This is a genomic window from Sandaracinaceae bacterium (genome assembly GCA_020633055.1).
Lineage (GTDB): Bacteria > Myxococcota_A > Polyangia > Polyangiales > Houyiibacteriaceae > JADJJE01.
Genome location: JACKEJ010000006.1, coordinates 758,701 through 772,483 on the forward strand (window position 1 = coordinate 758,701; position 13,783 = coordinate 772,483).

Here is a 13,783-nt window from a genome sequence, read left to right on the forward strand (position 1 = left end):
GTGCACGCTCGAGCAGGTCTCCGGACTCGCGACCCTAGACCCCGTCGCCTTCCCAGGAGCGGCTCCGGTGGAGCCGCACACCCAGTGGCGTCATGACGCGGTGTTCGATCGCATACCGTGGCGGGAACCGTGTCGGCGTTTCACCGACTTCCCTCTTCGGTCCCGGCATGTCTCCGCCGCGACCTCGCGTGACTCTCGGTGAGCCACGACCCAAGCGCGAGCGGAACGTGGTCGCAAAGCACGCGCCCGTCAAGGACGAGAGCTCAACGTGGCGTGCGACGTCGCCTGCGTCGCGTGGCGACGCCCGCAAGCGCAAGGATGAATGCGCCACTGGACCAGCCCAGCGACACGTCGGCCTGCGTGGAGCAGCCGCCCCCGCTGCCGCGAGGGGCGCCCATGTCGACCGTGGCCCCGGCGTCACGCGTGCTGGCGTCTCCGCCCACGGTCCCGCTGTCGTCGCTCGTGTCGGCGTCCTCTGCCTGGCCCGCGTCGGTAGCGTCGACCGCAGCGTCGTTCTCCGCGCCGGCGTCGCTCATCGTGCCTGCGTCCTCCGGCACGCCCGCGTCCACGACACACGCTCCGCTCCCTGCGGCCACGCTGGCCGACCCCATCGCGGTGCAGCCGTTCGCGTCCGTGACCGTGGCCATGTACTCGTCGGGGCCCAACCCGGTGCGCGAGGCCGTGGTCGCAGGGCCGTCGCTCCACGTGAAGGTGTAGTCCGCCGTGCCGCCCGCGCCGACGGCCGTCAACGCGCCGTCGGCGCCGCCTGCGCAGCTCTCGTCGGCGTCCACCGTGATCGACGCGGACAAGGGTTCCGTCGGCCCAGGAAGTGTCAGCAGGACGGACTCCTCCGTGGTGCAGCCGTTGGCGTCGGTCAGCCAGTAGCCATAGACACCCCCCTGGAGTCCCGTGTTGGTTTGGCGCGTGTCGCCATTGCTCCAAGTGTAGGTGTAGGGCGCTGTGCCGTTGGTCGGCTCCAACGCGATCGATCCGTCCGAAGCGCCGAAGCACGACTCTCCGGTGATCGTGGCGTTCGCGTGGACGACGAACTCCTCCGTGACGACGACCGACGCCTCGACCAGCCGGCCGTCGTTGTCGGTGACGAACACTCGATAGGTCCCGGCCTCGAGGTTCACGGCGGTCGCTCCTACGGCGCCGTTCGACCAGAGGTACATGTACGGTGCGACGCCACCGACAGGGATGGCGGTCGCGGAGCCGTTGTTCACCCCATAGCAGTAGGACGACGTGGTGCTGGTGACGACACTGAACTGCGCCGAGGCGCTTGCCGCGTAGAGGGTGGCGATGAAGAAGCAGGCGGGGGGGATGCGGTTCACGGTTTCTCCTGGAAAGTTCCAGTGGCACCGTAGCACATCAGAGGCCCGCGACGATGCCCTCCGTGACCTCCCACAGGCGCTCGGCCATGGCCTCGTTGCGCGCGTGCCGAGAGGGCTTCGTGACGTTGCAGTCCGCGAAGTATTCGCCCGTCACGCCTTCCAGGGACGGGTGCGTGGCCACGTAGCACTGGGTCGCCGAGCCTTGCGGGATGTCCTTCATCGCGATGGCCGCGGCGATGGGGTAGGCGACGCGCACGGCCAGGTTCATGTGGCGCCCGAGGTTGGTGTTGATGACCCCGGGGTGCAGCGCGTTGGCCGTCTTGCCCGTGCCCGCCAGGCGCTTGGCTAGCTGCTTGGCGAACAGCAGGTTGGCGAGCTTGGTCTGCCCGTAGGCCGTCCACGCCGTGTAGCTCTTCGAGAGCGTGAGGTCGTCGAAGTCGATGCCCACCTGTGGCGCTCGGTGGTGGGCGCCGCTCGAGAGCATCACCACGCGGCCCTTGTCCGTCAGCGCATCGAGCAGCCCCGTCACGAGGATGAAGTGGCCGATGTGGTTCGTCAGGAACTGCAGCTCCTGCCCGTGCTTGGTGGTCCGCTCGGGCAGCGCCATGATGCCGGCGTTGCACAGCAGGACGTCCAGCGGGATGCCCAGCGCGAGCACCTCGGCCACGCACGCGCGCACCGACTCGGGCTCCGACAGCTCGCACGCGAGCGGCACGGCGTCCGGCCCGAACGCGCGGCATGCCTCGGCCGCCTTCTCCTTGGTGCGCGCGGCGCCCAGCACCCGCGCCCCGCGCATGGCCAGCACGCGCGCGCTCTCCTGGCCGAGGCCCGAGTTCACGCCGGTGATGAGCACCGACTTGCCGCGCAGGTCGAGCCCGGCGGTGACCTCCTCGGCGGTGGACGCATACCCGAAGCCGCTCGCGCCGCTCCGACCCTTGATCATGGAAACGAGAGACATGCGGGGCAGGGTGCGGCCCCGCGTGCGCGCTGTCTACCTGCTTCGGGCCGAGCGGTGCGCGTCCCCCAGCCCGACCACCGCCGCGCGCCCCGGGGTCAGTAGAGGTCGCTGCAGTCGTCGACGCTGCAGTCGCGCTCGTCAGACGGTCCGCGCAGGTCGCTGCAGTCCTCGACGCTACAGTCGCGCTCGTCAGCGGGACCCATCAGGTCGCTGCAGTCGTCGACGCTGCAGTCGCGCTCGTCGGACGGTCCGCGCAGGTCGCTGCAGTCCTCGACGCTGCAGTCGCGCTCGTCGGCTGGGCCCGTGCTGTCGCCTTCGTGCACGGTGCCGGAGCCGCTGCTCGCGCCGCCGCAGCCGACCAGGGGAGAGGCTGGGACGGCCAGGGCCATGGCCGCGGCCATGAAGAGGTCCTTGTTGATCTTCATTCGTCGTTTCCCTTTCGAGGCGGCGAGTATCTCCGGGACGGACTCTCGACACCAGCGTCCCGGAGGGCTTCGCGCGCCACCTCGTGGTCCGAGAAGGCCACCGGGCCGCTGGCCAGCAGCTGCACCTGCTCGTGCCCCTTGCCGGCGATGACGACGACGTCATCCGGCCGAGCGCGCTCGACGGCGTGCCGGATGGCGGCGCGCCGGTCGGGGATGCGCACCCAACGCGCGTCACGCTCGCCGGCTGGCACCCCCGCCTCGATGGCGTCGAGGATGCGCGCGGGGTCCTCGCGCCGCGGGTTGTCGTCGGTCAGCACCACGTCGTCGGCGATGCCGTCCGCCACTCGCCCCATCTCGGGCCGCTTCCCCTCGTCGCGCCCGCCGCCGCAGCCAAACACGCACGTGAGCCGACCGTCGGCGCCCACCAGCGCGCGCGCCTCGGCGAGCGTACGCTCGAGCGCGTCGGGCGTGTGGGCGTAGTCCACCACCACGGTGGGGTGCGCGGCGAGCACCTCGAAGCGCCCGGGCACCCCGCGAAAGCTCGCGAGACCGGCGCGGATGGCGTCGGGCGCGTAGCCGAGGGCCGCCGTGGCGAGGGCCGCCGCGAGCGCGTTATGCACGTGCACCGCGCCGATGGCGCCCAGCTGAAACGCGCCCGCGAGTAGTTGGTGCGCTTCGTCCGCCTGGACCTCGAAGCGCGTCCCCTCGAGGCCGCTCTGCACCTGTGTGGCGCGCAGGCTCACGGGCAGGGCCGCGCAGTCGGGGTGCACGTCGCCCACCACGTATCCGAGGCGCGTCACCTCGCTGGACACCAGCCCGTCCATCAGCACGCTGCACGGGTCGGCCAGGTTCCACACCACCGCGCCTCCTCGCGGCACGGCCATGAAGAGCTGCGCCTTGGCCGCCAAGTAGGCCTCGGGCGAGCCGTGCACGTTCAGGTGGTCGCGCGTGAGGTTGGTGAACACCGCCACGTCCACGGGCCACACCCGCGCGAAGCCACCCGCCAGGGAGTGCGACGTGGTCTCCACCGCGAGGGTGCGCACGCCCCGCTCCACGGCCTCGTCCACCAGGGTCCGGAACGCGTCGAGCGTCACCTGGTCCGAGGTCTGCCGGTCACCCACCCACGTGCCCAGCGTGGTCGCCCGCGCGGCCACCTCGCCCGCAGCCGCGACGATGCTCGCCACCATGCTGGTGGTGGTGGTCTTTCCGTTGGTGCCCGTCACGCCGACCGAGCGCAGCCGCGGTCGTGCGCGGGCGAGCGCGGCGGCGTTGTCCTTGGGTGGCGCAGTCACGGCGCCGCATCATGGCACGCGGCGCCGTGGCGGCTCTACGGTCGTGAGGCCCGGCGACGCTGCGCCTCGCGAGGGCCGCGGGCTCAGCTGGAGGGGACCGCCCGCGCGCCGGCGACCACGTCGATGTCGGCGATCAGCGTCTCCAGCTCCCGGTCACCGCGGAAGCGCGCGTTGTTCTCCAGGCGCTCGCGCAGCCAGGCGACGGCCTTTGCGTGGCTCAGGCGGCCGCGGCGGCGGAGAGCGTCGTACTTGTCGAGGATGATGACCAGCTTCTCGGAGCGGTCGAAGCAGGTGTTGGCCCCGAATCCCCGCGTGAAGCGGTCGTCGGCGCCCACGATGGACTCCGGGTTGATGTCGTCCAGGAGGTGGTGCGTCGCGGCGGCTGCGACGGCCTCGGCCGGGACGCCCGCGCCGTCGATGATCTCGAGGGTCCACGACGTGTGCAGGTTCCAGAGCGCGCGCATGGGCATGTCGGCGTCCAGACCCAGCGCCTCGAAGCGGTGCACGCGCTCGTCCGCGTCGTCCGGGAAGTAGCGCGCCATGAACGTCCGCACAGGCTGCATCACGTCCTCCACCGCCTCCACGGAGAACATGTCCACGATCAGCTGGCGCTCGGGGCCGGTGGCGCGCTTGGGCCCGGTCTTGCCAATGTCCGAGAACAGACAACCGAGCACGATGGTGCGTTGCTCCAGCTCGTCGAACAGCTCGTGCGGGCGGTTCGCGTCGTAATAGCGGAACAGCCCGAAGGCGAGCGTCGCCATGCGCTCGAGGTCGGCCACCGTCTGGGAGCGCTCGGCGAGCAGCTCGAGGCGGCTGAGCACGTCGGCGTCCACGTCGCGGAGGTCGAACCCCACGTTCGAACAAATCAAGCTCAGTCGCTCGATGACGCCGCCTCGGGCCATGGGGTGAACACTACCACGCAGTGCCAATAACACCGCATGACTGGCCTCGTAGGGGGCGGCCTCCGCGCTGGGCTGCGCTCCCAGGCGCCCCAGCGGAGGGATCGATGGGGCCCTGGCTGCGACGGCCAGTCTCTCGACGGGAGACCACGTGAGAGGCTGGATGCTCGCCGTTCGCGCTCGAGCGCGTATCCTGCGGAGGTGCGGCAGCCTCCAGCTCAGCGCGGCCGACGGCGTACCAAGTGGCTACGCGGGGCGCTTGTGGTCATCAGCGTGGCATCCAGCCTCGGCTCCGTGGGCTGCGCGGCGGCCCGGCCGTGCGCTCGTGAGGTCGCGGTGGCGGAGTCCGTGGCGACACCGTCAACCCGATCCGATCCCGAATCGGATCCGCCCGCGCCGGCGCGCGAGCGCTCGGTGCGTGTCGCGTCCGAGGACGTGACGCGGGACGAGACGGAGTCTGGTGTCCCCGACCGAGCGTCTTCCGTGCCCGAGGTGTTCGCTCCATCGGACTCGCCAGGCGCTCCGCTGCGCGCGCGCTGGCGAGGTGGCGAGTGGTCGCTCGACCCCTTCATCGCTGGCGATGCTTTGCCCGTGGGGGCCTCTCCGCTGCGTGTGCCGCTGGTGGTGAGCGAGCACGCCGACCGTCTGCTCGTGGTGCTGCGCTGTGCTCGCGCTGCGGCCGAGCGCTGTCGTACGTGGGTGGGAGTGTTCGGCCTCGACCACACCCTCGTGTTCCGTGTCTGGACGTCCGACCAGCTGCCCCTCGTCTCCGCGAGCGCGGCGGGGGTGGCCATCGACACGGGGGGCGAGGTGGAGCTGCGCACCTGGACGGGCGAGGTCCGTGAGCGCTTCTCGCTGGGCACGTGGACCACCGCAGCGCGACTGCTGGACGACGGCTCGTACGTGTGGAGCGACGGCGTGGCGCTGCACCTGCGCGACGCGAGCGGGCAGGAACGCTTCCGTGTCGAAGGGGCGCGCGTGCTGAGCGCCCGCGGAGACCACATCGTCGCCGCGACCTCCTACGACGTGCGCGTGCTGGACGCGACCTCGCTCGCCCTGCGCTGCCGACGCATGGCGCTGGGAGGCGCGCTGCCGCCCGAGTTTGCGACGGCCGAGGCCCAGGTCGCCCACGTGTGCCAGCAGCTTCCGAGTCGCGCCGGCAGGGTGCGTGGCGCGCTGCGGGTGGACGGACGCGCGCTCGCCAACGTACGCGTGCGCGTCGGCGATCAGCTGGTCGTCACGGACCGCGCGGGCTGGTTCCGCGCCGAGTTCGATGCCCTCGGCGAGGTGGTCGTCGCCGTGGACGGCGCCTCTCTCGGTCAACGGTGCATCTTCGACACCCCCGTGTTCGTCGAGCTCGCGCCTGATGGTCGCGAGGTCTCCGTGCTGCTGGATGTCACGACGCGCCCGCGCGAGTGCCGCGCCGGGTGTGGTCGTGATTGTGAGTAGTCTGTTCCGTCGCTCACGCGTCCCTACCGGCGATGGTGCTGGACATGGTGCTGGACGACGCGCTCACCACCACGCGCGCTGACGCGGCCGGTGGCCGATGAGGTGCCCCGCCAGCACCACGGAGGCGTCCAGGTGCTCTTCCGGGTCGCGCAGCTCGAAGTGCAGGTGGGCGGCCGAGTCGAGGATGCCCGTGCGCCCGACCGTGCCGACGCGCGTACCCCGGGTCACCACCTGCCCGCGCCGCACGTCTACCCGCTCGAGGTGCATGTAACAGGTGCGGAAGCTGCTCCCCTCTGGAGGGTCGTGCTGCACGCACACGTAGCGCCCACCGGCGCCCAGGGTGTCGCGCGGGATGATCCGGATCTCGCGCCAGCGCAGGTTGTCCATGTGCGCCACGCCGGGGAGGTCCACGCCCGCGACGACCACCCTCCCGTCGGCGGCAGCGAGCACCGCCTCGTCGGCGTAGGACTCGATGTCCGTGCCGTGGTGCTGCCTGCGTGACCCGTCGCGGTTCTGCCGCCGCGCGCCGCGCCAGCTCAAGATGACGCGCGGCGCACCGTGCAGAGGTGCGCTCATGGGCAACCCCCGGAAGTGCAGGGGCGCAGGCGGCGTGTACGCACCGTAGTGCTCCAGCAGCCGCCGCCGCTCACTGAGGATGCGGTCCTCTGCGCGGCTCGAGCGCACCACGTCGCCCCACACGAAGTGGCTGACCACGTGCCGGTGCGGCTGCTGCTGGGGGAATGCCCGGTGGATGGCGTCGTGCTCGGCGCGCAGGGCGTGGAGCAGCGCTGCCGCGTGGTACAGGTTGGCCTCGGCCCGCAGCAGGTGCGCCGGGGTGAACGGGTGGCGCGGCACGCTCAGCTGCGCCTCACGGAGCCCGCTCGTGTCCGCCACGAAGTAGCGCAGCGCCCCGTCGCGCACGCGCCGCCGGAACGTGCGGAAGGGCAGCAGGGTGAGGCCGACCCCGCCGGCCTCGCGCTCGCGGCTGCGGCAGCCGCTCTGTTGGTGCACGAGCCCGCCCAGCAGAAACGGGTCGACTTGGAACTCGCGCGCGCTCGCCAGCACGTAGCCCGTGAGCTCCGTCGCCGTACGCTCGCGCATCCCGCCGCAGAGCGTGCGCAGCGCCGTGGCGAAGCGCGCCGGGTCCACCTCGGCCGGGGCCTGCGCCAGCGGCCCCCAGTCTTCTGGGCCCACGCGCACTTCCTCGCGGGCGTAAACACCCAGCTCCCGCCGCTGACGCTCCTCCCAGGGGCTGTCCGCGCGCGCCGCGACGGGGTGCGGTTCAGGCGCCTGCGTGCTGGCCCCGGGCGCCTGCGTAGCGGCTTCGGGCTCCTCCGCGTCAGCTGCCTGCTGTGCCCGTCCGGCGGGCGACCCGGTCAGCGCGCACGTGACGGCGAGCAGGCTCGCGGCGAGGAGGGCGCGGGGCATGGCGACCAAGCTCGCGGCATCCCGCGCGTGCGTCAAGCCCCCAGCGCGGCGAGGGCTCAGATGCCGGCGGCACCCAGCGCTTCGGCCAGTCGCCCCACGGCGCGCACCAGATCGGGGTGCTCCCCTTCGAAGCGCGTCACCGCGCTGCGCAGGCGGGCGCCGAGCGCTCCATCGGCGTGCTCCGCGGTGTCTCGGTCGAGGGCCTCCGTGATCTCCATCGCAGAGTTCAGCAGCAGCGCCCGGGTCTCGGCGTCGAGTGACTCGGTTGCGGTCAGCTCGCTGTGGAGGGTGGCGAGCGCGTCGCGCAGGGCTTGCTTGGGCATCTTCGGGTCCTGGGGAGCAGGCGTTGACGTGATGGGGGGGCATGACGCACCGTGCTGAGATGCGCACCCACCGCTTGGGGTTGATCTTCGCCAGCATAGCGCTCTCCGCCTGTGGTGGCAGCGAAGTCTGCGTGGGAGAGGGCGCCCTGTCCGCTTGCTCGGCGCCGCAGCAGGCCCCGGAGCACTACGTCGACCAGGCGCTGCGCTACTTCGACAGCTACGACGCCGGATCCGATCCGAGCAGTCGGCCCACCTATGCGGAGGGCGTCATCCGCTGGGAGTGGCCCCCGTGGCTGCTGTTGACCGGCTACGGCCGCGACCTGATCGAGTCGGTCGACCGGGTGGTCCTCCTCGCCATGCCCTCGATGGTGCCCATCCGAGACTGCCGTGCGTTCGACGTGCAGCCCTTCGCGCGCTGCCGCGTGTCGTTCCAGTATCCCGGAGGGCCCTGCGGCATCTACGAGGAGTTCACGTTCAACGACGCGGGCGAGATCACATTCGTCGAGGCCTGGTCCGACCTGCCGGAGTATCTGCCCATGGACGATCCCGCGGAGGACCCGTGGGGTGAAGGTCCTGGCGTGCGTCGGTTGTCGTCGCGCGTGCCTGGTCTGGGCACCCCCTCCGGTGCTGTGGACCCCACGTCGGAGGCCATGCAGGCCGCTGGCGAGACGGACGCGGACGTCGCCGAGCTGGCGCGCCGAATGCAGACGTTCTGGACCAGCTGGCTGCGCGAGTTCAACGCCATCGGTGGCTCCGGAGAGGGCGACATCTACGGGCCCGGCTGTGGCTGGGAGCCGTGAGACGGCGCTCTCAACACTGCGGCTGGCGACCGCGACGACACGGCCGCTGACCCTCTCGGCATCGAGCCTCGTGCGTGAGGCGCGTGCCCCGACGCGGCGTGCGGCTCAGTCGTTGCCGGTGTCCACCGCCTGCGACTCCGCGTCGCTGCGCAGCTCGCTCAGCGTCTCCCCGAGGGCGTTGATGGAGTCACCGTAGTCCGCCCAGCGCCCCTCACGCTGCGCCCGTAGCGCGCGCTCGTACAGCTGGTGGGCACGCACACGGGGGTCTGTGCTGAGGTCGGGCAGCGTGTCGTCTCCCTCGTCGGTGGGCGGCGCATCTGCAAGCGTCCCAGCGGGCGCGACCACCCCGGTGGCGGTGTCCGTCGTGCTCGAGGCCGCGCGACCCTCGGCGCCGGCGTGAGGGGCGCTGGGCGTGCCCCCGAAGAGCTGTCGGATGGCGAGATCCAGCGTGGACTCCATCACGATCTGGTTCTGGTACACCACGATCACGCGCTTGAGCTCGGGGATGCGCCCAGCGGGCCCCGTGCCGGGCGCGCGTGTCCCCGCCCCCTCACGCGACGAGCGCAGGTACAGGGGGGCCACGTAGATCAGCGACTCCTCGATGGGGATGACCAACAGCGTGCCGAACAGCGCCTGCGACCCGCGCTGGTCCCACAACGACACCTGTCGTGAGATCTCCGCGTCCTGGTGGATGCGGTTCATGATCTGCTGCGGACCGAACACCAGCCGGTCGCGCGGGAGCTTGTACACCACCAGCTCGCCCCGGTGCTCGCCGTCGCTGCGCGCCACCATCCACGCGGCCAGGTTTTCTTTGCGCTTGGGGGTGTACGGCAGCATCAGGATGAACTCCTCCTGCTGCTCCCCCGGCAGGCGCATGACCGTGTAGTAGGGCGCCATGGCCTGCGACGCGTCCGCCCGCGTGAGCTGCGGGATCTCCCACTGGTCCTCGCGGTTGTAGACCAGCTCGGGCTCGCTCATGTGGTACGTGGTGAACATCCGCGTCTGGACCCCGAAGAGGTCCTCGGGGTAGCGCAGGTGCCGCTGCAGGTCGTCGGGCATGTCGCTCAGGTCGCGGAAGAGCTCTGGGAACATGTGGCGGTAGGTCGAGAGCACGGGGTCCGACGGGTCGTTGACGTAGTAGTCCACCGTTCCGTCGTAGGCGTCGATCACCACCTTCACGGCGTTGCGCATGTAGTTGGTGCCGTCGGCCAGGGGCTGCGCGTAGGGGTAGCGGTCGCTCTGTGTGTACGCGTCCAGGATCCACACCAAGGACCCGTTGTCGCGCAGCACCACGTACGGGTCCCGGTCGTACGTCAGGAAGGGCGCGATGCGCTCCGCCCGCTGGCGGATGTTCCTGTACAGCAACACCCGGCTGTCTTCGGTGATGTCGTTGCTGAGGAGCAGCTTGAGCTGCCCCAACCGCAGCCCCACCAGCAGCTGTGTCCAGACCGAGTCCAGGCGCACGCCAGCGCGCCCGGTGTACGTGGTGAAGACGTTCTCGTCGCCCGCGGGGTGGTCGAACTCGTCGTTGCGCGTGCGGACGAAGACGTGGTCGTTGCTCAGCTCGCCGAAGTAGATGCCTGGGCGCGTGACCTCGAACGTCGTGCCCTCGACCGCCTGTGGCGGGATGTCCTGGACGTAGAGCACGGGCAGGCCCTCGGGGGTGGCCTGGTTCACCGGGCCGAGGGTCAGGCCGTAGCCGTGGGTGAACGTGAAGCGCTCGTTGATCCACGTGCGCGATGGCAGCGCTTCTGCCTGCAGCTCGCGGGGCGAGAGCATGATCTGGCGGAGCTGACCGTTCACGACGTAGCGGTCGTTGTCGACGGACTCGAAGTCGTAGTACGTGCGGATCTCTTGGATCTGCGCGAACGTGTCCAGCAACTCGCGGTGGTCCCAGAGCCGAACGTTGTCGAGCGTGCCTTGGTTGTTCGCGATGTCCTCGGGCGTGAGCGCGCGTGCCGTGTTCAGGTCACGCACGGTGACGTTGTCGAGCCCGTACGCGTGGCGTGTGGCGGCGATGTTGTGCGCGATGAAGGGCGCCTCACGCTGCGCCTCGTTGGGCTGCACGCTGAAGCGCTCCACCAGCGCCGGGTACACGCGCACCGCCAGCAGGTCCGTCCCGATGACCAGGCCGAGGGCCACGCCGACGAGGACGAGACGCTGGCGGGTCGCGCTCACGAGCACCAGCACCGCCGCGACGACGGCGACGCCGGAGAGCAGCAACAACGCGGGCAGCTTGGCGTGGACGTCGGCATAGCTGGCGCCCGCCACCGGCCCCTGGTCGGAGAAGAGCAGCTCGAAGCGGTCGAGCCAAGCCCCGACGGCGAGCAGCACGAGGAACGAGGCGAGCAGCGCGCTGCCATGCACCCGCACGCGTCGATGAGCCCGGAGCTTGCCGACGTCGAGCACCACGCCGCCACGCAGCGCGTAGACCGCGGCCGTCAGCAGCCCGCTCATGACCACCGCGGCCTGGACCGCGCCGAACACCGCGGTCAACGCGGGCAGATCGAAGAAGTAGAAGCTCAGGTCGCGCCCGAAGATGGGGTCCTGCCGCCCGAACGCCACGCCCTGCACGTACTTGGAATAGACCTCCCAGTCGCGCGCGGCGACCATGCCATAGAGTACCCCCGCGAGGGTGGACACGGGGCTGACGATGCGCGGCGCCCAGTCGCCGAGGTCCAGCTGCGGCGTGGGGAGCCCGTTCGGGGTGCGTGGCCGGGGCGAGGTGAAGCCGTTCGACAGGCGCAGCGCGAGCCTGCCCTGCGCATAGAGGAAGCCCGCGAACCCCAGTCCAGAGAGGACGCCCACCGTGAGCTGTGTGCGCAGGATGGTAGCGTAGACCGCGCCGTGGCCGAGGGAACGGAACCAGCGAAGGTCGATGTACACGCCGGCCCAGAGAGGGAGGAACACCGACAGAAGCAGCGCGCCGACCAGGAAGCTCAGCGCGAGGGAGGGGCGCGGGGGCTCTCGTTTCGGATACTGCGGCATGCCTGCGGGGCGTCGCGGGGCTCCACCCGTCTTCGCGACAGGGGGTTCCCGTATCACGGGGAGGGTGCCGCTGCCAGCGCCCCCCGGGACCATCGGCCCTCAGTGCGACGGCAGCTCGCCCGTCTGGACGCGCCACAGTGCAGCGTACACGCCGTCCAGCGCGAGCAGCTCCTCGTGGCGCCCGGACTCCACCACGCGGCCCTCGCTGAGCACGTCGATGCGGTCCGCCGCACGGATGGTGGACAGTCGGTGTGCGATGACGACGGTCGTGCGCCCGCGGCTCACCTCGGCCAGGGAGCGCTGGATGGCGGCCTCGGTCTCGTTGTCCACAGCGGAGGTCGCCTCGTCGAACACGAGGATGGGCGGGTCCTTCAGGATGGCGCGCGCGATGGACAGGCGCTGCTGCTGCCCGCCCGACAGCTTCTGGCCGCGCTCGCCCACGACCGTGTCGAGCCCTTCGGGCAGCGCCTCGATGAACTCCAGCGCCTCGGCCTTGCGGGCGGCCTCGAGGATCTGCTCGTCGGTCGCGTCCAGCTTTCCGTAAGCGATGTTCTCGCGGACCGTGCCGTGGAACAGGAACACGTCCTGGCTGACCAGCCCGACGGCGTCCCGCAGCGAGCGCAGGGTGAGACCCGGCAGGGCGTGGTCGTCGAGCGTGATGCTGCCCCGCGTGGGGTCGTAGAAGCGCAGCAGCAGCTTCACCAGTGTGGACTTGCCAGAGCCGGTCGCGCCCACCACGGCCACGGTCTGACCGGCGGGTACTTCCAGGTCGAGGCCCTGCAGCACCGGCACGTCCGGGCGGTAGGCGAAGTGCACGTCCCGCAGCGAGAGCGCGCCGCGCACGTCGCCGAGTGCCAGCGCACGCTCACCGTCGACCAGGGCGCGCTGCGTGTCGAGCAAATCGAGCGCCCGTGTCGTGGACGCCATGGCGCGCTGGTACAGGTCGAAGGTCTCGCCCAGGCGCGTGAGCGGCCACAGGAGGCGCTGCGTGAGGAACACCAGCACCGAGAACGACCCGATGGCGAGCGTACCCGCGAGCGCCAGGTGACCGCCCGCGATCAACGTGGCCACGAAGCCCACCACGATGACCATCCGGATGATGGGCACGAAGGCCGCGCTGAGGCGGATGGCGTCCTGGTTCACGGCCTCGTAGCCACGGCTCTCCTTCTCGAGGCGCGAGAGCTCGTGCGCTTCGTTGGTGAAGCTCTTGATGGTGCGGATGCCGCCGAGGTTGATGGCCAGCCGGCTGTTCAGCGAGCCCACCTTCTCACGCACCCGCGCGTAGCGCGGGATGAGGAGCGCCTGGTAGCGAAACGAGCCGAACAGCACGAACGGCACGGGCAGGAACGCGAGGACCGCGACCGTGGGTGCGAGCGCGAAGAACACCGCGCCGATGACGAGCACCGTGGTGCCCACCTGGATGAGCTCGTTGGCGCCCGTGTCCAGGAAGCGCTCCAGCTGGTTCACGTCGTCGTTGAGCACGCTCATGAGCTCGCCCGTGCCGCGTTCCTCGAACCACGCAACGTCGAGCGACTGCACGTGGTCGTACAGCTCGATGCGCAGCTGGTGCTGGATGGTCTGCGCGAGGTTGCGCCAGGCCACCTGGAACAGGTACTCGAACACCGACTCGAGACCCCAGATGACGATGGTCAGCAGCGCCAGGGCCCACAGCTGGTGCACCGGGTCCACCACGCCAACGCGGGCGAGCAGCGACTCTTCACGCGTGACGACGACGTCCACGGCGGCGCCGATGAGCAGCGGCGGGGCCAGGTCGAACAGCTTGTTCAAGAACGAGTAGGCCGCCGCCATGCGCACGCGCGCGCGCTGCGGGCGCGCATAGGCCAACAGCCGCGCGAGGGGCCGGTCGCTCGTCGGGGTGGGGGACAT

At 70.9% G+C, this 13,783-nt stretch carries 11 protein-coding genes and 1 riboswitch; of the genes, 2 read left to right on the forward strand and 9 right to left on the reverse strand.

Features of this window, described 5'->3' with window-relative positions; all coding sequences use genetic code 11:
* Positions 1–14: 14 nt before the first annotated feature.
* A riboswitch (cobalamin riboswitch) is annotated at positions 15–158 on the reverse strand.
* Positions 159–263: 105 nt separating this feature from the next.
* The 5 genes from H6726_12630 to H6726_12650 all read right to left on the reverse strand — a co-directional run bounded on the left by H6726_12630 (position 264) and on the right by H6726_12650 (position 4,911).
* Positions 264–1,334: a hypothetical protein gene (locus H6726_12630; protein ID MCB9658486.1), complete on the reverse strand. Its 1,071-nt coding sequence runs from the start codon at positions 1,332–1,334 to the stop codon at positions 264–266.
* Positions 1,335–1,371: 37 nt separating this feature from the next.
* Positions 1,372–2,277 carry an SDR family oxidoreductase gene (locus H6726_12635; GenBank protein MCB9658487.1) on the reverse strand — a complete coding sequence of 302 codons (906 nt, stop codon included), beginning with the start codon at positions 2,275–2,277 and terminating at the stop codon, positions 1,372–1,374.
* A gap of 110 nt (positions 2,278–2,387) precedes the next feature.
* Positions 2,388–2,717, reverse strand: a complete 330-nt coding sequence (locus tag H6726_12640; protein ID MCB9658488.1) for a hypothetical protein — start codon at positions 2,715–2,717, stop codon at positions 2,388–2,390.
* Positions 2,714–4,009, reverse strand: coding sequence for a UDP-N-acetylmuramyl-tripeptide synthetase (gene murE / locus H6726_12645; GenBank protein ID MCB9658489.1), 1,296 nt, complete (start codon positions 4,007–4,009; stop codon positions 2,714–2,716). The genes H6726_12640 and murE overlap by 4 nt, the downstream gene beginning before the upstream one ends.
* A gap of 83 nt (positions 4,010–4,092) precedes the next feature.
* Positions 4,093–4,911: a hypothetical protein gene (locus tag H6726_12650; protein ID MCB9658490.1), complete on the reverse strand. Its 819-nt coding sequence runs from the start codon at positions 4,909–4,911 to the stop codon at positions 4,093–4,095.
* A 345-nt stretch (positions 4,912–5,256) separates the two neighbouring features.
* On the opposite strand from H6726_12650, the gene H6726_12655 reads away from it, so the two are divergent.
* Positions 5,257–6,357 carry a hypothetical protein gene (locus H6726_12655; protein ID MCB9658491.1) on the forward strand — a complete coding sequence of 367 codons (1,101 nt, stop codon included), beginning with the start codon at positions 5,257–5,259 and terminating at the stop codon, positions 6,355–6,357.
* A 63-nt stretch (positions 6,358–6,420) separates the two neighbouring features.
* Here the strand turns inward: H6726_12655 and H6726_12660 are convergent, their stop codons facing one another.
* Positions 6,421–7,785, reverse strand: coding sequence for a M23 family metallopeptidase (locus H6726_12660; GenBank protein MCB9658492.1), 1,365 nt, complete (start codon positions 7,783–7,785; stop codon positions 6,421–6,423).
* Positions 7,786–7,841: 56 nt separating this feature from the next.
* Positions 7,842–8,108: a DUF4404 family protein gene (locus H6726_12665; protein MCB9658493.1), complete on the reverse strand. Its 267-nt coding sequence runs from the start codon at positions 8,106–8,108 to the stop codon at positions 7,842–7,844.
* Positions 8,109–8,149: 41 nt separating this feature from the next.
* Here H6726_12665 and H6726_12670 point away from each other — a divergent pair, with 41 nt between their 5' ends.
* Complete coding sequence (locus H6726_12670; protein MCB9658494.1) at positions 8,150–8,908, forward strand: hypothetical protein; 759 nt, start codon at positions 8,150–8,152, stop codon at positions 8,906–8,908.
* Positions 8,909–9,013: 105 nt separating this feature from the next.
* Here the strand turns inward: H6726_12670 and H6726_12675 are convergent, their stop codons facing one another.
* Together H6726_12675 and H6726_12680 are read right to left on the reverse strand one after the other, a co-directional pair.
* Positions 9,014–11,896 (reverse strand): UPF0182 family protein, encoded by a 2,883-nt coding sequence (locus H6726_12675; protein ID MCB9658495.1) that lies wholly within the window; start codon positions 11,894–11,896, stop codon positions 9,014–9,016.
* 99 nt (positions 11,897–11,995) lie between these two features.
* Positions 11,996–13,783, reverse strand: a complete 1,788-nt coding sequence (locus tag H6726_12680) for an ABC transporter ATP-binding protein (GenBank protein ID MCB9658496.1) — start codon at positions 13,781–13,783, stop codon at positions 11,996–11,998.